Here is a 22,121-nt window from a genome sequence, read left to right on the forward strand (position 1 = left end):
TTTTGTGCGCCATGGCGCACATTTCTCCTCAAAACCTCGGCAACACAGTCCCCGTTCCCGCATCCTTCTTAGAACGAACATAGGTTTTAGTAGTATCGCTCTTACTATGCCCCAACTGGTCTTGCACCTCAAACAGTGATTTACTATCCACCGCCCGCGACGCGTGAGAATGGCGTAACCAGTGGCAAGAAAACTTCACCTTCGCCACCTCAGATATATCCTGAATCAACCTTTTAATCGCCCGGTCACTCAATGGCAAACCCCGCTTTTTCGGGTCAGGTGACAGATTCGGAAACACTGGCATCTTCTCACCTGCCATCCCCCGGTACTTCTTAAAGATCAGCGAAGTCTGGTGGTCCAAACCAATCTCCCGGTACTTCCCCCCCTTCCCCCGAAACTTAATTGTGTAATATCCCCTATACCTATCTGACGGTATCGGGTCTGGCTGCCATTTAAAGTTGTGCCAATATAAACCCGGATAATCTTCCTTCGGCTGACCCGGTTTATCACCAGGAACCGTCACCCGACCAACCTCACCCACCCGCATCCCACTATAAAAAAGCAAAGAAAAAACCAGCCAGTACTGCTCCCCCAACCGTTGGGCAACATCAGCCAACTGCGCCATCTCCCAATCTTCTAAATAACGCTCTGCCTTCGGTAAGTCACTGAAATTATCGTAATTTATGGTACTTGCGATATTCCGTAAAAAATAGCCAACATTCTCCCCATGACCATAACTCCAAAGCGATCGCAACATTAGTACCTGGTTAGATTTAGTATAAGGGGAAACCTCACCCCAACTAGCAATAAATTCCAGTAACTTTGGTGGCTGAACCAGCCGTAAATCCCGTACACCTTGTTTTTCCAACCAAGCGAGTAATTTTTGACCAAAGCGATAGTATTTTCGCTTAGTTTGCTCACGGTTCTGTGACCCTGCCCAAGCCAAAATCAACTCCTCATCATTTGCTACAGCAGGTGTGCGGTAATAATATTGACGAATCACCTCCTCTACTAATTCGGCGGTAACAGATGCTGAAGTATCACGAGATACAACTTTACTGGAGGAGGGAGGGAGAATTTCTACCGGGCTAACCTCAACATTAGTGATATCCATCTGGGAAATAACCATCACATGACAACTAACATCTAGCTTCCTGGAAGGGAGCTTTCAGGAAGCTTTTATTTTATTCTATCCTTCCGTGAATGTGCAGGGAACTTCATGTCTAAGAAAGCGTTCGCTCGTTGGGAATATTTGGTTAACGCACCAGATGGCTTTTGGTGCGTGTGGTTACGGTGAGCGCAGTGATTGCTCCCGTTGGTTTACGCCCGCAGTGCGATGGCGCGAAGCGCACTCTTTATTTCAATTGTTCTATAATTGCAAGTAAATCAGAGAAAGATAACGATGGCAGCTAAAGATAGATTTCATGCTGTGGTTAGAATTGAAGAAGGAAAAGGAGCAGTGGCAGATAACCGATGATCCCCTGCGACTGGAAGTAGGCGGAACAAAGTTTGAAATTGATTTAGGTGCCCAGCAACTATTAGCAGCAGAGCGAGACCAAGAAAAAATTGCAGTTGAGATTAAAACCTTCTTGAGTGATTCACCACTGACCGATTACCATGCTGCGTTAGGACAGTTTTTGAATTATCGGCTGGCCTTAGAAATCAGTGATCCAACTCGCATTCTCTATTTAGCTGTGCCTGTGGTTACTTATGAAACTTTTTTTAAACGGGAATTTGCACAAATCTCATGTTTAATGATATCAAATTAAACAAATTATTTATGACCCGATTCAAGAGGTAATTGTACAATGGATACCATAGAGTCTTATCGCCATATAATTCAGTCGTTGTTGACAGATTATGCTGCTATCCCCATCGCCAATGGGTCGATAGATTGCTACACTGTTTTTGATCCGAAACAAGACCATTACCAGGTCATGAATGTGGGATGGGATGGCCATCGGCGGGTATATGGTTGTGTTTTACATTTGGATATTAAGCAGGGAAAGATTTGGATTGAGCAAAATATGACGGAAATGAGAGTAGCCCAAGAACTTGTGGATCTGGGGGTGGCAAAGGAAGATATTGTGTTAGGGTTTCAAGCTCCGGAAATGCGGCAATATACGGATTATGCAGTTATATAATTTAAGAGAAGGGATTGCGATAAATTTTAGTGTGGAAGGTAACAGTATTGTGATTACACCACAAAAAAGAAAAAAATATACGCTTGATGAGTTGCTCTTGGGTATGACTCCTGATAAATTTCATCCTGAATTTGAAACTGGAAACGCTGTGGGGAGTGAGGATTGGTAGTTAATTCTTATTTTCCGAATAGAGGAGATATTGTCAAATTAGAATTTGGGAACACACAGCGATTTAGGCATTGAGCCGAGATCCTTGCTCAAACGGAAATAGAAGCTGAAAAAGCTTATCGTATATAGTTTTCAGATTTTCTGTCGTTCCCGTTTTAAGTAAACACGAAGAATGATACAAGCAGACATATTTTAGTACATAGTTACTAATCAATACAATTGAAACTCAAATACCAACTTATGAGTCAAAGTAGGTAATACCAGACAAAACAACATTGATTTTTCAGGGGGTCTGGTTATGAATACAAAGACACTCCAACAATCAAAAGTTGGTAAAATTGAAAATTCACCGATTCAATCACCCAACTCTCGTAAGTATGCCGCAGTCAGAACACGAGAATACCTACTAGTTTCAGAAATTGAGGCCATGCGAGATGCACTCAAGAAAGCTGGTGGTTGCCATACCCATCGAGATTCAACACTAATCCTGTTAATTTACCGTCACGGATTGCGAGTTGCGGAAGCTGCTGCACTACGATGGGAGCAAATAGATTGGAGTGGAGGTAATCTCCACGTTAAGCGGGTAAAGACCGGAACTCCCTCTACACAACCACTATATGGTGATGAGATTCGGGCGCTCCGCAAGCTCCAACGCTATGCCTACGGCACACTACGTGTAGCAAGATCCCGTAGGATACGCTATCAGAAAAGAAGATAAAATACTGTGCGGTTCACGAGTGAGGGATCAACCTAAACCTAGTTTGGGTAGCCCTCAATTTTTTTATGCTAATTTTAACTTAGATGACCTTAATAGATCGTACAGCTTACCCAAGATTTAAACAATATCCCTCTGCTAAAGAACTAGCTGAACTTTATACACCAACGGTTGAAGAAATTAAATTTGTTAAGTCTCGTGTTCGTAGCCATGAAGCTTTACTTTGCTTCATGGTAATGTTGAAATCTTTTCAAAGACTGGGATATTTTCCTCCTCTAGAAAATGTACCTGTTGCTATTATTAAACATCTTCAATCATCTTTAGAATTACGTGAATGGGGAAAAGCTATTCCCTCCGAGCGCCAAAGTTGGAGTATATCTCTAATGCTAAGATGCGTTCTGAGATTACAGCAATTACAAATATTGTAGAAAAGTATCATCATTTCTTGGATTGGGTGTTTTTTGGTAAGGATGGCGTTATTACTGAAAACGACCCGATTGAGCAGGAAAAGCGGTTGAAGTACCTCGATTTGGTTGCTAGTGCTGTGATTTTACAGAATACTGTGGATATGTCGTTGGCAATTCAGACTTTAACGGCACAAGGATATCCAGTCAATCATCGCTTTGTAGCTGCTTTGAGTCCCTATCTCACTAGACATATCAAGCGGTATGGCGATTATGTGGTGAATCTGCAAAATATTCCTCAACCTTTTGAGGCTGCTATTCCTCTGCCTTCTGAAATCTTTGAAACCTAGAATTGACAAGGCTTTTCAGCTTCTATTTCCGTTTGAGCAAGGATCTCGGCTCAATGCCGATATGAATTGGCAAGCAGCCCCAGAAGAATCAGTCGCACAGATGGAAGAAAAATCACCACAAGCAGAGGAAATCGCAGAAATAGAGAAGAAGATTTGTGGGGAGCATCCCAGTTTTTTGCAAAGAGGAGAAAAATCAGTCAGGACAGGTGAGACGAGTGTATTTACGTACAGATGAGTTCAAAACAAAAGCAAGGACTTCAACTTTTAAGAAACACGAGCCAAAACCCTGATCATTACGAAATTTTGAGATTTCGAGTGTTTATTTCATTCATAGCGGGTGGTATGTCGCCCGTGGAAATGCTTCCAACCCATTAGGAACGCAAATTTAACAACTTGCAATTCTGATTTAACCTGGAATCCCTCTTCCATCACTTTCAGAAAGTAAAAATCTGATAGCCGTGCCATTAGCCATACCCTTTATTTAACAAGGTTTTTGGTGATTTATTACTGTTTCAAAATGTTCTCCATATTTTGTTATTAATAAAATATTCAAACCTTTATCACATCTATATTTCAAAATTAGGAAATCATTTTTGTGATTCCCAGTTTAATGAAAGAGGGTTATAACAAATATTGCTAATTACTCGAAATCTGTAAGGTAAATTTAGAAAAAAAGTGAGAGATGTTTACTAAGCTTACCAAAGTGATGAGTGAGTATTAGCTTTTATCAACAAATAAAATTGACCACAAAATTATGGGTTACCAAAAATAAGAGTTTGAGCATAAAAACTTGGAAAACTTGAGGTAAAATGTTAGAGAATCATCAAATAGTAATTACTTATGATATGGCAACCAATAGAAGATATATTATCAAGTTGGCAAAATTTAGCTAGTTCTGAGTTACGTCCTTTGGTTACTGTTTGGAATGAACAGGCAGAGCGGCTGCGCGCATCTGGTGAATTTAAAGTTTTTATGGAAAGACTACGCCGGGAAATAGCCATTGAAACGGGAATTATTGAGCGGTTATACAATATAGATAGAGGAATAACTCGCCTTTTAATTGAACAAGGAATTAACGAATCACTAATTCCTCATGGAGCGACAGATCGTCCGGTAAAACAAGTAGTATCTTTAATCAGGGATCAAGAAACTGCTATTGAAGGACTGTTTGATTTTGTCGGTGGACAAAGGAATTTATCAACCTCTTATATAAAACAGCTACATCAGGTTCTTACCCAAAACCAAGATAATACAGAGGCTTTAGTTCCGTCAACAGGGGAAATTATTCGTGTTTCTCTGATTAGCGGTGACTGGAAGCGTCAACCGAACAATCCTATCAGACCAGATGGTATTATTCATGAATATTGCCCTCCAGAACAAGTAGCATCGGAAATGGATAGGTTGATTGAATTGCATCATCAACATCGAAATCAACAAATTCCCCCTGAAGTTGAATCGGCTTGGTTGCATCATAGATTTACACAGATTCATCCATTTCAGGATGGAAATGGCCGAGTTGCTCGATGTATTGCCAGTTTAGTTTTTATTCAAGCTGGTTGGTTTCCCCTAGTTCTAACTCGTGATGACCGAGCGGATTACATTGCCGCTTTAGAGCAGGCAGATCAGGGGGATTTATCAAAATTAATTAATTTGTTTGCCAAGAGCCAAAAGCAAGCTTTCCTCCGCAGTCTTGGTTTATCAGAACAGGTGTTGTCAGAGGCACGACGGACTCAGGTTATTATTGCTTCTATTGCTGAAAAGCTTAAGCAAAATCAATCAGCATCTATTCCAGAGCGCAGTCAAAAAGTTGAAGATTTTGCTTCAAAGTTATTTGAAATAGCCTCTAATCGCGCACAAGATGTTGCCAATGAAATCAAGCTATCTGTACAAAATATAGTGGATGATGCAGATGTTTTTATAATTAGTGCGCCTGCTGGTGATACTCGTTCATATTACCACCGTTACCAAATTGTGGAAACTGCTAAACAGTTAGGATATTTTGCTAATCTTCGTAGTTATCATGCCTGGATACAGTTGGTTATTAATATAGGAATATCAACGACAATTTTGTTTTCCTTTCATGTTCTTGGACATGAATATCGGGGATTGCTAGTATGTTCAGCCTGTGCCTACCATAGAGATAATACAGAGGATGGTGAACGCAATATTAGTGATATTCAAACACTAACGGATTCTCCATTTCAGTTCTCTTATGCTGATGAAGATGATAACTTAACAGAACGGTTTAAGTTGTGGTTGGAAGATGTAATCCTGACGGGTTTGGAATATTGGAACAAGAGTTTGTGAATGCGATGCCTATCTTAATTGTTCCTAATCTGAGGTACTTTGAGTTGGTATTCAAATAGTATTCGTAATATAAATTTAGATTTTGTTATAAAAATTTACTTTAATCTAGCCCGGTTTTCCAGTCATTCTCAATAATTAAGATTTATTGAGAATATAGTCTCTCTACCTACAAGCCTCTAACCCTTTTGAAGACTCATTTCTAGCGAATTTTCTTACATCGAACTCAGGTGTTATCGGAGGTTTCAATTGCATTTTGTGATCCATGGATCACATTTGTTGATCCAGGAATACTTGGGGATTGTGGTCTTCGGTGCTATTTTTATGGTGTAGCTGACAAGTAGCCTTGGCGATACTTCTTTTTCTTCAAGGAAGCTGCTTCTTTTCTTGACCATTGCTTAACAGGAGTCAGTTGTGGAACATCTGTAAATTGGTAACTCAATGATTCATTTCTACTCAACTTTGCTACCACATTGCCAATAAAGCGACAACAGCGTTCTGGCTGACTAACTACTTGTTCCTCTGCAAACCTAATTATCACCCATCCAGCATCCACAAAACACTTATTCCTATAATCATCATCGCCAATAAAATGTGTTGGTTCTCCTGTAGAAAAACAATGGCTTTCATCCACTTCAATATCAAGATATAGCTCAATAGTTGGCTCTACAATTACAAAATCTGCGGTATAAGGGCGGTCATGACCATTTGGTAGCATTTCTTGTTGGGAATGCACCCAATCACCAAAATAATATTTTAGCACTTGTCCAAACCGTTTTTCAGAAACACCCACAGTCACACTACCACCACCATTTGGTTTAATAGAAGGAGAACGATTTTTAGTATCAGCGAAGGTGGGAATTAAAATAATAGGATAAACTGGAACTGATTTAGTCACCATTGTTGCGTATAAGTAACAACACTACCAATACCTTTTGATTAAGGGGAAAAAGTTATAATTCCTTTACCCAGACGACAAAGTAAATTGTGGATTAATCAGAAAAGTATTGGTTATACTCCTATTTTAAAGACAATCCTCTTACTCTAAATCTGTAACTTAATCTATTTTTATTTACATTCTGCATCTATCATTTGATAGAAAGAAATTACGTAGTTTAATCCTAGATAAAACCTCAAATTATCATTAGAATTTGGATATACGAATCAGATTTGAATCTTGTTATGTACGTTAAAACTTTCATCAATGTCAGCCAAAGTTTTGGCTAATCTGGATTTTCAAAGATTCAATAATCATACAGAATTAGTATAAATCTAGTACAGCACAAGTGAACCCACCATTATAATTGTTAAAAACTTTGTAGTTTAGAACCGTATTTCAGATATCTGAAAAGCTCAATGCCGTATTCATTTTGATTTTCGCACTGCGGTACTAATCCTATAAAAAGCTTCTGGATATAATAATATGGCATCCTTATTCTTAGCAAAACTGACTAACTTCATCACCACAGGAGAGCCTGTGATTATTTGTGAATCTCCTGTACAAGAAAGATATCGAATGCTCCGCTCTCTTTGCCAATATTGCTCAAAAATAGGCATTAAGTGCTATCTATGGAATTTGGGACAAGAAATAATTAAGGAAGTTGAATGCGTAAATAATATAGATTTAAGTTTCAAAGATTTTTATGGCTATACTCTAAATCCGACACAAGAGCTTAAAGACCACTTTAGAATTTTGAAATTTTGGGAATGTTTTCAGGAAGAAGGTGTATTAATTATCGAGAGTATCTACCCTTGGATTAGTGCTAATGTAGCCCAAGAAACACAGTTTTTCTTGATATCTGAATGGGTGAAATCAAAGTTGCTCAATCTTTCCTTCTCCCAATCTGCTGTTGGTAAAATCAAATGTGCTATTCTTTTAGGTTCTCAAGCTAACTTACACCCAGAACTTGCTGCTCAAATTCCTGTAGTCACTCAAGAATTACCTGATATCTCAGAAATTACTGCAAGTCTTAATGAGGAAGCAGAGGGAATTTTACCATCCAATTTGAGCGAAATTGACAAAATTACAATTATCCGTAGTGGGATTGGATTATACATTTCCGATTTAATAAAAGGGCTAAAATCAATTCATTCTCATGATAAAAGTGCAGAAACAATAGCTAAACAACTACTCCAATATAAAATCAATTTGCTTAACAGACTTTATGGAATTGAGTTTATTCCTACTCCCCAAGTTCCCTTGGGAGGATTAGATTTGATGCAGGAGGCTTTTAAGAAATTCAAAAGATTATTTAGTCCCCTTGCCAAAGCCTATAAACTCAGAGTTCCTAAAGGTATAATGCTGGTAGGTCCCCCAGGTACGGGTAAATCACATTCTGCTAAAGTATGCTCTCAAATTTTAGGTGTTCCTTTGATTTTAGTAGATTGGGGTAATTTGAGAAGCTATGGTAATGAAGCAGAAAGAAGACTGAAACAGTTACTAAATTTAGTAGACTGTTTGAATGAAGTTGTTATTTATTTTGATGACTTTGATAAGGGATTTGCTGGAGATGATGATATAGCTAGAAGGTTAGCAGGACAGTTACTCACTTGGATGCAAGAACGTACCAGTGATGTAATTGTAATCGCCAGTGTCAACCGCTTGGAATGGCTACCACCAGAATTAACTAGGGCAGGCAGATTCGACTACATTTATAAAGTAGACTTGCCTAATTATGGAGAAAGACACAGTATTTTTAAACTTCACTGTGCTAGATTTGATGATAGATTTAGTGGTGATGTTTCTGGTAAAATTGACCCTTACAGTCAAGAGGAATGGCGACGACTATTGAAAGAAACTAATCGCTGTGTAGGTGCAGAAATTCAAACTATTGTGGAGAGGGCTGCGGCTACTACTTTCTGTCAAATGTTTCCCGATGATGTACCTGTGCCTACCAATAGTAAACTACCAGCATTGGAGATTTCAGTGGCGACGTTGTTAGCAGAACGTCAGCAAATTAATCCGTTAGCTATTAGAGAAGCAGATAAGGTAGAAAGTATGAGGAACAAAGCAGAACTTCAGGGGTTGCCATCTTCGACCATAGATTCATCGGAGTATGCAATTGGTAATATAGATATATTTGGTGGTTGAAGTTATTAATAAGGAAATAAATTACTAATGAAGCCCGCTCCTGAATTTCCTATCATTTTTGTTACTGAAGCAGATTATGAGCTTTCCAGTAACGAGATGATGGGCAGCAAGTATAAATTTTGGTTTGAGCATGAACAACTTGGGCGTTGCCTATATAAGCAAGCGCGACCAAATTTAGGAGAAGATTGGGCAGAGAAAGTAGCATCTGAGTTGTCTGAGCTTTTAGGATTACCCCATGCTACTTATGATCTGGCAGAAACTTGGGAAGGGAATTGGGGTGTAGTTTCACCGTACTTTTTACCAGGAGGAGGGACACTTGTTCATGGCAACGAAATTCTCACGCCAATTGTGCCAAATTACCCTACCTTCGTTACCTATGGCGCATCACAACATACAATAGATATTGTCCTGCAAGTTATCGCAGCAGATTATGTGGGCTTGCCAATAGCTTGGACACCACCGAGCGGTATCCAAACAGCAGTAGAAGTGTTTGTTGGGTACCTGTTGTTAGATGCCTGGATTGGTAACGGAGACCGGCATCATGAAAACTGGGCTTTTGTGCGAAATAAGGTGGCATCTACAGAAACTGTACACTTAGCACCTACCTATGACCATGCTTCGTGTTTGGGACGTGACCTCCCTGACGGACAGAGACAGAAACGCTCAATCGAGGCGTATGCAAATAAATGTTATTCTGCTTTTTATAACAGTGTTGAAGACAAAAAGCCCCTTAAAACTTTTGATGTATTTCACCGAGTTGCTCATCGTTATCCCCAAGCAGCCAATGTATGGCTGGAGCGGCTTGAAAGCATCTCAAGAGCAAATACCCTATTAATTTTTAGTCGTATTCAGCGTAAGCGCATCTCAACTATTGCCGTTGAGTTTGCACAGAATATTCTGGAATTCAACCAACACAAGCTGCTTAAATTAAGGGAATTACTTCAGTGAAGACACCTCAAACATTATTTTTAGCTTGGCAAGACTCTAATAGTCGCTCTTGGTTTCCGATTGGTAGGTTAACCTTTGATGGTACAAGGTACAAGTTTGTCTACACCCAAGGCGTAAAAGCGGCAGAACGGATGTGCAGTTTTACACCTTTATCTTCCTTTCCGCACTTGAATGAAGAATATACATCAACCCAATTATTTCCTATTTTCTCTAATCGGTTGTTGCCTCGTTCCCGTCCTGATTATGCAAGTTTCCGGCAATGGCTGAATATTCCAGAACATGAAGATGATCCAATTGCAGTACTAGCCCGTAGTGGTGGACAACGAGAAACAGACACACTCACCGTCTTTCCCTGCCCAGAGCCAGATGCAGCAGGACAATATCAGCTGCACTTTTTTGTACATGGGCTGCGACACCTGCCACAATGTGCAATTGAGCGGATTAATCGCTTGGAACCTGGAGAAAAATTATGGTTAGCTCATGAATTTCAAAACTCCTACGATTCCCAAGCATTAACTCTTCATAGTGAGGATCACCACATCGTAGGCTATTGCCCACGTTACTTAAGAAATGAAGTTTTTGAACTTCTTGAACGCGACCCCAGTTCAGTAATACTGAAAGTAGAACGTGTAAATTTACCACCGACACCGCTCCAATTTCGGCTACTGTGTCAGATAACTGCTTTGTGTAAAGACGACTTTCGGTCGTTTTCTAATCCAGAGTATCAGCCGCTCAATCAGGAAGACTTAATGGCAGCAGTTTAATTTATAGCAGTTGCTAAAATGCTTAAGAAATCGTATTTTGATTTAAAGGGAACAGAAAAATGCCCTAACAATTGCGGCGACTGCTATAACTATTGACAGTTAAGCCTATGCTCATGACTTTATTCATCAGGCTAGATTATGTGTTATTTGAATTTCAATCTAAGTATACAAGTACTGTAATTCTACTTTTATTGCTTTCGAGTTACAACTTTGTGATGACTGGACTCAGCATAATTTGAGTAAACAATGTCCACTGCACCAAACCCGACTTCCCAACAAATTAATGCTTCTGTTCCCCAAGAAACTATTACGGGAGTAGTAGAACGGCTAACTTTTTACTCAGAAGAGTCCGGTTACACAGTGGCACGCTTAACTCGCTCTAGTATCAAAGATTTAACAACTATTGTCGGCAGTTTTGCCAATATTCAGCCAGGACAAACACTACAACTAACGGGTTTCTGGCGTGACCATCCCCAATATGGATCACAATTTCAAGTTATCAATTATAAAGAAACTAAACCAGCTACACTTACGGGTATTGAAAAATATTTGGGCAGTGGATTAATTAAAGGTGTGGGTCCCGTCACAGCAAAACGGATTGTTGCCCATTTTGGAACGGAAACACTAGAAATCATTGAAAATCAAATTGACCGTTTAATCGAAGTGAATGGCATAGCAAAAAAACGGATCAAGTTGATAAAAAACGCCTGGGAGACTCAAAAAGCTATCAAAGAAGTGATGGTGTTTTTGCAAGGACATGGCGTTTCTACTATCTATGCAGTCAAAATTTATAAACAGTATGGGGATAAAGCGATCGCTACGGTTAATCATAATCCATACCAATTAGCGACTGATATCTACGGTATAGGATTTCTCACTGCTGACAAAATTGCGAGAAATCTGGGAGTTGCACCGGATTCTCAGTTTAGATATTGTGCTGGACTTGTTCATGCTTTGAGTGAAGCCGCAGAAGATGGGCATTGTTACTTACCACAGCCAGAACTAATTGAATCGGTAATTAAACTGCTGACTACTGAATCTCATCAGCCCACAGAAGAGGCAATGACTCAAACTATCACAAACATGGCTTTGAAAGATGAGTTAATTAGAGAAAAGGATGGTGATACATTACTTTGCTACAAGCCTACCTATTATCATACAGAGAAAAACTTAGCAGAACTTATACATGAACGTTTGAATAAACCTGTTACTACTGACATTCCCCGCGTCCGGGCATGGACGGAAAGATTTACACAAACTCAAAAAATTGAACTTTCCCAACAGCAACAGGAAGCTGTAGAGATGGCTGCTTATTCCCCCATCATGATTATTACAGGGGGTCCAGGAGTTGGTAAAACGTTCACTACCCATACCATAGTCAGTTTATGGAAGGCCATGGGTAAATCCATTGCTTTAGCTGCACCAACGGGAAGGGCTGCACAAAGATTAGCGGAAATGACTGGTTTAGAAGCAAAAACCATCCATCGTTTATTGGAATTTGACCCCAGAACCAGGGGTTTTAAATCTGACAACGACAATCCTTTACCTCAAACAGCAATTATTGTTGATGAAGCCAGTATGTTAGATTTGTTTTTAGCATACGCCTTAGTCAAAGCAGTTTCCGCCGGCGCACAACTTTTATTGGTAGGAGATATTGATCAGTTACCGTCAGTAGGTCCTGGTAGTGTACTTGCTGATTTGATAAATTCGGGCAGAGTCCCAGTAGTACGACTAACTCAGGTATTTCGTCAGGCTCAACAGAGTGCAATTATTACTGCTGCTCATCAAATTAATCGGGGTCAGTATCCCACAATCGAACCAATCAATAATTCCCCAGTTTCTGACTGTTTGTGGCATGGAGGGGGATTTCAGCCAGAACATGGGGTGCAAACAATTTGCGAATTAATTACAGACTTAATCCCAAAATTAGGTTTTAACCCCGCTACGGATGTACAAGTGCTTTGTCCGATGTCAAGGGGATTAGTGGGTACTCGTAATCTGAATACGGTATTGCAAGAATTAATTAATCCTAAAAGTCCCGATAAGGTAGAGATTACCAGGGGTGGGATGACATTGCGGGTAGGTGATAGAGTAATTCAGCAGACTAATGATTATCAAAGAGAAGTTTTTAATGGTGATTTAGGAATCATCACAGACATAGACACTGTTGAACAAGAAATAAATGTGCAATATGGCGATAGCGCAATCGCTGACTTGTCAGTTCGCTCTGTAATTTATGATTATGCTGACCTGAATGAAATTACACTCGCTTGGAGCGTTTCTATACATAAATCCCAAGGTTCTGAGTACCCGGTGGTGATTTTGCCTTTTTATATGCAACATTATATGATGCTTAGTCGTAATCTGCTTTATACAGGTTTAACTCGTGCTAAAAAGTTAGCAATTGTAATTGGGGCAAAAAAAGCTATATCTTTGGCTGTGCGTTCTACTGATGATATGCGACGATATACACGGTTACAGCAAAGATTGGTATTGTAAATAAATTGAATCCACATAATATTAAAAAAGAGTACAAATGTATATAAACGAACGTAAAGTAGTAAGAGTATCTGAATTAAAAACAATTTCCATTCAGTTTCCTCAAGATGTTTATATGTTAGCTTTATGGGTGCTTGCTAATGATTTAGCGGACTCTAAGCAACATTCAGGTAGGTAGTTGTCTAACAACAATTCATGGTTTATCAAGTAAACTATCTTATTTAACACGAATTAACTTACAATCCATTAAATCTCAATTTGCTGCTGCTGGTTTTTCTGATGAAGCTACTATTGAACCAGATGATAATAACCATCCTAATGATATTTTTCAATTAATCACTGGGGAAGATGAAAGAAATTCACAAAAATACTGATATAGTAAATATTTAAATCAGGAGCATAAAATCATGGAATTCACTGGAACTTGGCATATTTATGAAATGTCGAATTGGGATGAAGAATATTTCAATATGGAAGTACAGGCTTATATCGAAATTGATGAAAAAGGAAATGGGGAGTTTCAATTTGGCTTAGTTTTTGGATCTATTGATGGCGATATTGTTAAAGATGGTAATGGTAACAAATTAGAATTTACTTGGGAAGGCAATGATGAATGTGATGAGGCTTCTGGTAGTGGTTGGTTGAAATTGGAAGACGAAAATGAACTGGAAGGAAAGATAAAAATGCATAACGGAGACAGTTCTACGATTTTAGCCAGACGTGCTTAACATTTTATTTAACTACATCTGAATCACAGTAAGTCATGAGTGAATTTGAAAAAGAAGTAGCCAAAATCGAAAAGTATAATCAACCGCTATTAGATGGGTTTAAAGTATGGTTAGAGAAAGCTAATCTTTCAGCTAAAACGATAAAACTGCATATCACCAATATTGAGTTTTTTGCAGAATATCTTGTTTATTATGAGCCATTACAAAAACTTGATGAAGCCGATGAACAAGATGTTTCTTCATTTCTGATTGATTGGTTTCCTCGTAAAGCACTGTGGGCATCTGAAAGCAGCACTAAATCTTACATGACTTCTTTTAAAAAATTTTTCTCCTACATGGTGGAAACTGAGAAAATTAGTCCTGATATAGAAGCTGAAGTTAAAGATACTCTCAAAGAATATAAAGATGACTTTCTGGATGCTGTTAGTGAGTAAAAACTATTAAGCTGCCAAGCAGATTTAAGTCGTTATTTTCGTGAGCAAGTTTTAGCAGAAGCGATGGTTATTTATGAGCAAAATTGATGATTTAACTCGGCTAAAACACATCCGAGATTCCGCAAGAGAGGCGTTATCTTTTGTGAACAATCGCCCTCTTAGAAGATTTAGATCATAATAGGATGCTATCTTTTAGAGCGTGAGATAAAATCATCCCATCATTCAGCAACGCTAAATTTATTATATCAATTGATAGATGTTGTCATAAATTTTATACCAATGTTTTAGAAATAAGTGTTGAAAAAAAGTAGACACAATCTTATATCTGCAATTACGAAATTTGATAGCTGACTCAGAGAAGCAGGATAGTAGAAAATGATGCTTATTCGTAAGTAATTATAAAGATTGAGACATGAGAATACACAATAGTCCTGATTGCAGTAATTACCAAATTCCCAAGCAACAGGCAATTGAAGTTTATCCAATAGTATCCCAACGTCGCCCAGTTGATAAAAAAAGTTCAATTTTCTTATTGGTAGCAGCAGCAACCGCATTAGTGCTGGCAAATACATCCATTAATCACCTGCTGATGTCTGTTTTAATCTTGCTAACTGCCATCATCGCAGCATTTCCCCAATTAGCAAATAAATTGCTGACCAAATTTGAAAAATTGCAATGCCGTTGGGGAATCAACTTTTATGCCATTTTAGTTGGCATTATCTGTATAATTTTCACTTTTGATTTCACCACAACATCAGCTAATGCCCAATTTTTTAATGGCGCACAAACATGGATGACAGGAGCTTTTGCAGGCATTCCTGCTGATGCTATCATCTTATTTTTTAATGTTCTTAGAGCATTGTTTCTGCTGTATCTTGGTATTTCCTTGGTGAGAATTGTCAATGCTGCCAGAAATGATGAAGATTGGCAGAATTTAGCAAGAACTCCGCTGATCATCAGCGTTACTATTGTAGTTGGCGATATTCTCACAGGTTTGATTACTGGTAATGCAGTCTAAGTAATTCAAAAAAAGAGGCGTTTAACTCTCTTTTCAAAAAGCAAGGTGGTTTCTGGAGATTCATAACGGGCGCTCGTTTTTCAACAACTTCTATCACTCTTGGATAAATTCACTATTTTTCGACAATACAACGGACAAAATTTCAGTTTTTCTCTCAGTCTGATAATAGCAGTTTAGGTTAAATTTACACCTTCAAAAACATCAGATAACTAATGAAGCGCAAAGAATTTAGAACAGTCAACAGAGTTTTGGGGGAACAACCGAGAATTGGACCATTTCCAGCAGATCAAGTTTTTCCTTGGGCAGCTATTGCTTTGACAACTTACTTGATCTGCAAGCTAACTTTTCAAACTTCTTTGTTAGTTACTGGGTTAGTTACAGCTTGGGGATGTGCAACTTGGTGGACTCTTACCAGTAATAAAACCTGGCTATCAAAATTTCTCACAGTACCCAGAGTTACCAGAGGATACAAACGCTTTTACTCTCTGATTCAAAAACCAGAAATACTAACATCAACTTCAAAAAAAATGGTCGTGCCAAATTCCAAATAGTGCCGTCTACAGGCTAGTACCGCTTCACAAAAGTTAAAAGTAATATGGAATCAGCTTTTGAACGATTGAGAATGGTTCATTAACTTACGCCGCAGTGTACTAGATAAGAAAATTCAAAAGTCGTTGCATAAATGCAGGATCAATTAGAATCTGAAACTATCTAAATTTCGGTAAAAATCACACAAAATCATCGCCTGATATGGCTAATACAATTTTTGTTTAATAGCTTGTGTGGCGTAGCCGTAGATCCATAGATTCCCTAAAAAATAATCTCATTTTCTTTTGGTTCAAACCTTATTTGAAGAATTTATTCAGCGCAGCCTCATAAATAAATGGTATAAAGCCAAGCTGCGCTAACAGCAACACCATTGAACATTCACAATTATCATATTCCCATAAATAAATTTCGAGGCTTACATCCTTTTTTTATTAGTCAAAGTCAGAAAAAATTACATTATTTGAGTAACGAAATCATGGCAATGAATTCTTCAGCGAAAGAAAAAATACCCAAAGATAAGGTAGGTAGACAAAATATCTCTGCTCAAGAGATTTCTGTAGCCAAACGCCTGACTCCTTTTGAGGATTTAACCCATATTGCAGCGATAGCTAGTATCTCCATAGCCGGCAGAAAAGATGTTGGAGCAATTATCCTCAAGCGAAAAGACGATATCCAAATTAAATTCTGCTTTGATTGTCAAGGTATCCATTCTTCTCTCCCAGAAAGCCAAATTTTACCAATTTTTGCGGGCATAGAAGCCGGACTTAAAGAAATACCCTATGGTGAATCTTTAACATTTCATCTGGGTTCATTTACCGATGACCATAACCGTCAACAGGAACTAAAAGCATTAGAAGAAAATTGTCGTAGTAATGAACTGATGCTGTTAATTCGGTCAGAACGGTTGCGAATTAGAGATTTAACAAATCAAGGCGATCGCAAAAACAAATTTTTGAGAATTTACTGTACCTATACTGTTGCTGAAAATAGTGAAACAGCGGACTTTGTAGAGAAATTCATTCTCCAAGCTAAAGAAAGTTGGCATAAATTTACTGGACAAATTCACGAAGTGCGACATCAACGTATTGAATCAATTCTCAAAAATAGCTTTACATCTGGCTTTCAGCTATGGGAACAAACCCTGAATAATAAAATGGGGTTGAATATTAAACCCTTGGGTTCTCAGGAACTGTGGGGAGTAATTTGGGGACAATTTAATACCAGCAACCCTCCAAATATTCCGCACTTATTGACTTTGGATAATGATGGATTGCGGGAAGAACAAAACAGCGATTTCCACATCCGTCACTTAATTTTAGAACGAGAAGCATCAGTTCCTTTTTTGGATAGAGCTTGGGTAAATTTACAAGACCATTATATTGGTGCATTAACATTCACAGAAAAACCAATTGGCTGGGTGGATGAATATGCTCAATTGCGCTATTTGTGGGAACTAATTGCTAGAGATAAGGTTTCTGATACAGAAATCATTTGTCAATTAACAAGAGCCAATGAGGGGTTAGCTAAAACAGCACTGCAACGTCTGACTAAACAATCTATCGTTTCCTCTGCCATGTCTGCTGATAAAAACAGTGTGGATGTAAAAGCCAATTTGAACATGGAAGAAGCGATCGCAGCACAAGAAACTATCTATAAAGGTGCAGTACCAATTAATACCGCAGTAGTCTTTCTGGTACACCGTCCCTCACGTCAGAAACTAGACGAAGCTTGTCGTTATGTTTCTAGCTGCTTTCTCCGTCCGGCTGTTGTGGTGCGAGAAATGGAATATGCCTGGAAAGTATGGTTACAATGTTTACCAATTGTTTGGCAAAACTTGTTGACTAAACCGTTTAATCGCAGATTGCCTTATTTTACCAATGAAGTCCCCGGATTGATGCCAGTAATTAAAACTGCAACTGGGGATAAAACAGGGTTTGAATTAATTGCTGATGAAGGTGGTACTCCTATTCATTTAGATTTATACAACCACCACAAAAATTTAGCAGTATTTGGGACAACTCGCGCAGGTAAATCAGTATTGGTGGCTGGTTTACTTACCCCAGCTTTAGCTCAAGATATTCCTGTTGTTGCTCTTGATTATCCCAAGCCTGATGGTAGTAGCACTTTTACTGATTATACTAATTTTATGGGAGAAGATGGGGCATATTTTGATATTAGCCGTGAAACAAACAACCTGTTTGAATTACCAGATTTGAGGGGTTTAGAAACAGAGTTAAGAAAAGAGCGATTAACAGATTTTAAGGATTTTCTTAAATCTACAATCATCACAATGGTGATAGGCACTAATTCTGTTGGTGTTGATGCCACAATGGTGAGTAATATTGAAAGTATTATCACCTTAGCAATTGAAACTTTCTTTGCTGATGATGACATCAAGTTACGTTATAAACTGGCATTAGAAAAAGGTTTAGGAACGGAGGAATGGAATGATACGCCTACACTCAATGACTTTTATAACTATTGTTCTCCTGGTTATATTAAACTAGATTCAATTGCTAGTAATAGTGAGGAGCAATTAAAAGCACTAGACCAAATTAGGCTACGATTAAAATTTTGGCTTAATAGTAGAGTCGGTCAATCTATTAGCCAACCTTCCAGTTTTCGTACTGATGCTAAACTGTTAGTATTTGCATTGCGTTCTCTTTCTTCTGAGGCAGATGCAGCTATTTTATCATTAAGTGCTTATGCTGCGGCTTTGCGTCGCGCTCTTAGTTCTAAGGCTTCAATTTTCTTTTTAGATGAAGCACCAATATTGTTTCAATTTGAAGCAATTGCCGAACTAATTGGTAGATTATGTGCTAATGGTGCTAAAGCTGGAATTCGTGTAATTTTATCAGCACAAGAGCCAGATACTATCTATCAAAGTAAATCATCTGCCAAAATCTTTGCTAACCTGACAACTCGGCTGATTGGTCGGATTCAAAGTAGTGCGATAGAGTCATTTATCAAATATTTTCAATATCCAACAGAGATTATTTCTCGTAATAGTACAGAGTCATTCTTTCCCAAAAAGGAAAGTATTTATTCACAATGGCTATTAGATGATAATGGGAAATTTACATTCTGCCGTTATTATCCTGCTTATTGCCTTTTAGCTGCTGTTGCTAATAATCCCCAAGAACAGGAACTCAGAACATTATATCTCAGGAAATACCAAGATGATCCTATTACGGGAATAGTCAGGTTTTCTGAAGTGTACATCAAATTGATTAGAGGTGAAGAACTTACTGAGGAGGCTAATGAAATTTTAGAACAGGTGAAACTGAAATCAAAACAAATTCATATTTCAGAAACTAAGTCTGATAAACCATTGAAAATAGTAGCATAAAGGAAATCTATACCTCATAAAGAAATAGTATTAGGACTTACGCACAAGTCAATTAGTAATGTTCGCAAAGCGTGTCGAAGACATACCACAGAGAAGCCAGTGCGTTGGGCGGGTTTCCCGACTTGTTAGCGTTCGCGCAGCGTGCCGTAGGCATAGCTCCTCTGAAAGAGGCAGCAACTGGCGCGACACGGAGAAATTAGGGTTTAATACCAATTAATATGAAGCTGCATAGAACGAAATATCAAGAATAATTGACCGCAGATAAACGCAGATAAACACAGATAAAGATGGGACAATCAATGGATTTCAGGATTCTGTTCAGCCTCACATAAAATTGGTATATAGCCTTTCTTTCTCAGTCTAGTGGGTTACATCTCTTTTTATCTCTTTCTGTTTCCTCCCCATGACTTACATCACGCTACGCTATCACTGATAAGTTCTCAACTCAAATAGGATTGCTATATAAGAATGTGATTGTAATAATCACTCTACTTTAAAAACCATCTTTCGTTATTTTTGGTGTTGTAAATTATGCTACTACAATTTTTTAATTATTAAAACACAAGGTCTAATATTCTGGGCATATCATTCATTTATTGAATTACTCAACAGGTGAAATATCATGAAAAGTAACAAGAAAAAGTTAATTTCAACTGCTATTACATCAGGTTTTATATTAGCAGCAATAACTATACCAAGTAATGCTTTTGCAATTGACTTAGGAGGACAACTTGACAACTTCTTCAATCAAACATTTGGATACATAAACGGCTATTTTAACGAGGTAGCGAATCAACTCAAGGAAGAAGTAGATAAAAGTTGGGGAAATCTCCAAAAAGATGCTCAAGCTGCAATTGAAGAATCTAAGGGAAATATGGGGATACCAGACCCTACAGCAGCTAGTCAAAAATTAGCTGATAAGTTGCAAGAAAAAGGAGGGATAGCAGCAGAAAGTAGCACCATTATTGGTGCGGTGGAAGCTGGGAAACAACTAGAAAGAGATAGCACCCGCGCTACGGTAGCTAGTGTTTTAGGGAAAGAAGGACAGCAGCGGACTCAATCTGAAATTGATGCTACCAATAAAACTGTTGGAGAAGCACAGCAGTTAGCTGAAGATGCTCAAAATATGGATGCTTCACAAGATGTCCTCAAAGCGATCGCTGCTCAAAATGCTCAAATTGTCTCCATGTTAGGACAGGTACGTACTGATGGTTTACAAGCACGACATGATGCTCAACAAACTAACCTCATGCTCAATCAAATTGCTGAAAGTCAAGCAGAACAAAATCGTGCCAGAAGAGTTTTAACTACTGGTATGACCAGTCAATATTTAGAGTTAACTGGTTGGAGTAGATTAGACCCTGCTTATGTCAAGAAATGATATATATAGCCTCTAAAATTTTAACACTAATCACATTTTTAAACAAGGAGTTAATCAACTCTTTTTTTCCTTCTATCCTACCAGGAATAACACTATGTTAGGTCTAACAATACTAGCAGCTAATAACTTCGGTGCAGGGGATTTAATTGAAAATGCCTCTGCTGGTGCCAGCTTGGTAGCAGAAGGTTTTAATGAACTATGGCAACAAACTCTTACAGGTGGATTATATGCTTCTCTATGCAAAGTTGGAGTATTATTTGCAGTTGCTACCCTCGCATTATTCATGGTGCAATGGGGTAAGCAAATGATTAATGACGAAGAACAAAGGGCATTCAGTGAATTAATTTGGCCTTTAATTGTCACTGTTCTCCTTGCTAATAATGGTTCTCTACTAGCGAATAGCACTTTGGCATTGAGGGAATATATTAACAGTGTCAATAACTATATATTAGAGTACACGGCAGCAGAGGCTGATTTGAGAGCAGCTTACCAACAAGCACTAGGACAAGCAGCATTAGAAACAGCCGTAGGTAATGCGATTCAAGAATGTCGTTCTTCTCAATTATCAAATGAAGAAGAAATACAATGTCTCAAACAAGCAAGAGCCGATTTAGAAGCCAAATTTCCTGACATTTTTAAAGATGTAGAAGGTGGTAGTTATTTAGGAGCAGCAGGTAGTTGGGTAACTCAAGGTTTGGACAAAATCAACCAAGCAGCTTCTGAAGCTGAAGGTGATGGTTTAGTGGGAACTATTACTAGCAAATTATCTGCGGCTTCTAGTGCGGCGATTGGTGCAGTTGTTACCACTTTTATTACCAGTTTATTATTAGCATTAAATAATGCTTACCAATGGGGGTTGGAACTAGCATTACTTCTAACTGCATTAATAGCTCCTTTAGCAGTTGGAGGTTCTTTAATGCCAATTGGTAATAAAGCAATTTTTGGTTGGTTAACAGGGTTTTTTACTGTTGGTCTTGCTAAACTTTCTTTCAATATTATTTTAGGTTTAGCTGGACAGTTAATTGCTACAGCTAAAGCTAGTCAACCGATGATTTTTTTGGCATTTATTGGTTTAGTTGCCCCATTTTTAGCCACAGGAATTGCTGCTGGAGGTGGTCTAGCAGTCCTAACTCAGCTTAATAATGGCGCTCAATGGTTGGCTAGTGGTGCTATCTCAGCAGGTAATATTGCTCTTTCTGCTAGTGTATCTCGAATCACCACTATGATTCGCAAATAAGAATTTTATCAATAAGAACTTTATCAATTTTGAGAAAT

General features: G+C 38.4%; 20 protein-coding genes and 1 pseudogene. 19 read left to right on the plus strand and 2 right to left on the minus strand.

Going from position 1 to position 22,121, the window contains the following annotated elements:
- Positions 1 to 28: 28 nt before the first annotated feature.
- Positions 29 to 1,129, minus strand: a complete 1,101-nt coding sequence (locus H6G59_RS12975; RefSeq protein ID WP_241993554.1) for a tyrosine-type recombinase/integrase — start codon at positions 1,127 to 1,129, stop codon at positions 29 to 31.
- 273 nt (positions 1,130 to 1,402) lie between these two features.
- Here H6G59_RS12975 and H6G59_RS12980 point away from each other — a divergent pair.
- The 8 genes and pseudogenes from H6G59_RS12980 (at position 1,403) to H6G59_RS13015 (ending at position 6,088) form a co-directional block, all read left to right on the plus strand.
- A pseudogene (locus H6G59_RS12980) lies at positions 1,403 to 1,821 on the plus strand (XisH family protein).
- Positions 1,809 to 2,144, plus strand: a complete 336-nt coding sequence (locus tag H6G59_RS12985; RefSeq protein ID WP_190714985.1) for a XisI protein — start codon at positions 1,809 to 1,811, stop codon at positions 2,142 to 2,144. Before H6G59_RS12980 ends, H6G59_RS12985 begins: the two are co-directional and overlap by 13 nt.
- A complete protein-coding gene (locus tag H6G59_RS12990; protein ID WP_190714987.1) occupies positions 2,131 to 2,313 on the plus strand; it encodes an AbrB/MazE/SpoVT family DNA-binding domain-containing protein in 183 nt (60 codons plus the stop codon). Before H6G59_RS12985 ends, H6G59_RS12990 begins: the two co-directional genes overlap by 14 nt.
- 297 nt (positions 2,314 to 2,610) lie before the next feature.
- Entirely contained in the window at positions 2,611 to 3,030 is a 420-nt protein-coding gene (locus H6G59_RS12995; RefSeq protein ID WP_190714989.1) for a tyrosine-type recombinase/integrase, read from the plus strand.
- An 83-nt stretch (positions 3,031 to 3,113) separates the two neighbouring features.
- On the plus strand, positions 3,114 to 3,455 hold the full coding sequence (locus H6G59_RS13000) for a DUF4158 domain-containing protein (protein ID WP_127055490.1): 342 nt from the start codon (positions 3,114 to 3,116) through the stop codon (positions 3,453 to 3,455).
- Positions 3,419 to 3,781: a Tn3 family transposase gene (locus H6G59_RS13005; RefSeq protein WP_158624054.1), complete on the plus strand. Its 363-nt coding sequence runs from the start codon at positions 3,419 to 3,421 to the stop codon at positions 3,779 to 3,781. Before H6G59_RS13000 ends, H6G59_RS13005 begins: the two co-directional genes overlap by 37 nt.
- 61 nt (positions 3,782 to 3,842) lie before the next feature.
- The gene (locus H6G59_RS13010; protein WP_190714991.1) at positions 3,843 to 4,016 is read left to right on the plus strand and encodes a hypothetical protein; all 174 of its coding nucleotides are present in this window, start codon (positions 3,843 to 3,845) and stop codon (positions 4,014 to 4,016) included.
- 605 nt (positions 4,017 to 4,621) lie between these two features.
- Positions 4,622 to 6,088, plus strand: a complete 1,467-nt coding sequence (locus H6G59_RS13015; protein WP_127055493.1) for a Fic family protein — start codon at positions 4,622 to 4,624, stop codon at positions 6,086 to 6,088.
- 319 nt (positions 6,089 to 6,407) lie between these two features.
- Here H6G59_RS13015 and H6G59_RS13020 read toward each other — a convergent pair whose 3' ends face one another.
- Entirely contained in the window at positions 6,408 to 6,986 is a 579-nt protein-coding gene (locus tag H6G59_RS13020; RefSeq protein ID WP_127055494.1) for a PDDEXK family nuclease, read from the minus strand.
- 522 nt (positions 6,987 to 7,508) lie between these two features.
- Here H6G59_RS13020 and H6G59_RS13025 point away from each other — a divergent pair.
- The 11 genes from H6G59_RS13025 (at position 7,509) to H6G59_RS13075 (ending at position 22,083) form a co-directional block, all read left to right on the plus strand.
- Positions 7,509 to 9,176, plus strand: a complete 1,668-nt coding sequence (locus H6G59_RS13025; protein ID WP_190714993.1) for an ATP-binding protein — start codon at positions 7,509 to 7,511, stop codon at positions 9,174 to 9,176.
- A gap of 27 nt (positions 9,177 to 9,203) precedes the next feature.
- Positions 9,204 to 10,124, plus strand: a complete 921-nt coding sequence (locus tag H6G59_RS13030) for a HipA domain-containing protein (RefSeq protein WP_190648978.1) — start codon at positions 9,204 to 9,206, stop codon at positions 10,122 to 10,124.
- The gene (locus tag H6G59_RS13035) at positions 10,121 to 10,888 is read left to right on the plus strand and encodes an HIRAN domain-containing protein (protein ID WP_127055496.1); all 768 of its coding nucleotides are present in this window, start codon (positions 10,121 to 10,123) and stop codon (positions 10,886 to 10,888) included. Before H6G59_RS13030 ends, H6G59_RS13035 begins: the two co-directional genes overlap by 4 nt.
- Before the next feature lie 246 nt (positions 10,889 to 11,134).
- Positions 11,135 to 13,387: an SF1B family DNA helicase RecD2 gene (recD2, locus tag H6G59_RS13040; RefSeq protein ID WP_190714995.1), complete on the plus strand. Its 2,253-nt coding sequence runs from the start codon at positions 11,135 to 11,137 to the stop codon at positions 13,385 to 13,387.
- Positions 13,388 to 13,794: 407 nt separating this feature from the next.
- Positions 13,795 to 14,115, plus strand: a complete 321-nt coding sequence (locus H6G59_RS13045; protein WP_190714997.1) for a hypothetical protein — start codon at positions 13,795 to 13,797, stop codon at positions 14,113 to 14,115.
- Positions 14,116 to 14,150: 35 nt separating this feature from the next.
- Positions 14,151 to 14,549 carry a site-specific integrase gene (locus H6G59_RS13050; protein WP_190714999.1) on the plus strand — a complete coding sequence of 133 codons (399 nt, stop codon included), beginning with the start codon at positions 14,151 to 14,153 and terminating at the stop codon, positions 14,547 to 14,549.
- Positions 14,550 to 14,961: 412 nt separating this feature from the next.
- The gene (locus tag H6G59_RS13055) at positions 14,962 to 15,567 is read left to right on the plus strand and encodes a hypothetical protein (RefSeq protein WP_190715002.1); all 606 of its coding nucleotides are present in this window, start codon (positions 14,962 to 14,964) and stop codon (positions 15,565 to 15,567) included.
- A 212-nt stretch (positions 15,568 to 15,779) separates the two neighbouring features.
- The gene (locus H6G59_RS13060) at positions 15,780 to 16,118 is read left to right on the plus strand and encodes a hypothetical protein (protein WP_190715004.1); all 339 of its coding nucleotides are present in this window, start codon (positions 15,780 to 15,782) and stop codon (positions 16,116 to 16,118) included.
- Positions 16,119 to 16,597: 479 nt separating this feature from the next.
- Positions 16,598 to 19,465, plus strand: coding sequence for a hypothetical protein (locus tag H6G59_RS13065; RefSeq protein WP_422602373.1), 2,868 nt, complete (start codon positions 16,598 to 16,600; stop codon positions 19,463 to 19,465).
- A 622-nt stretch (positions 19,466 to 20,087) separates the two neighbouring features.
- Positions 20,088 to 20,846 carry a hypothetical protein gene (locus tag H6G59_RS13070; RefSeq protein ID WP_190715006.1) on the plus strand — a complete coding sequence of 253 codons (759 nt, stop codon included), beginning with the start codon at positions 20,088 to 20,090 and terminating at the stop codon, positions 20,844 to 20,846.
- A 94-nt stretch (positions 20,847 to 20,940) separates the two neighbouring features.
- Positions 20,941 to 22,083 carry a hypothetical protein gene (locus H6G59_RS13075; RefSeq protein ID WP_190715008.1) on the plus strand — a complete coding sequence of 381 codons (1,143 nt, stop codon included), beginning with the start codon at positions 20,941 to 20,943 and terminating at the stop codon, positions 22,081 to 22,083.
- The last annotated feature ends 38 nt before the right edge of the window (positions 22,084 to 22,121 follow it).

It is taken from the genome of Anabaena lutea FACHB-196, assembly GCF_014698305.1.
Classification (GTDB): domain Bacteria; phylum Cyanobacteriota; class Cyanobacteriia; order Cyanobacteriales; family Nostocaceae; genus Anabaena; species Anabaena lutea.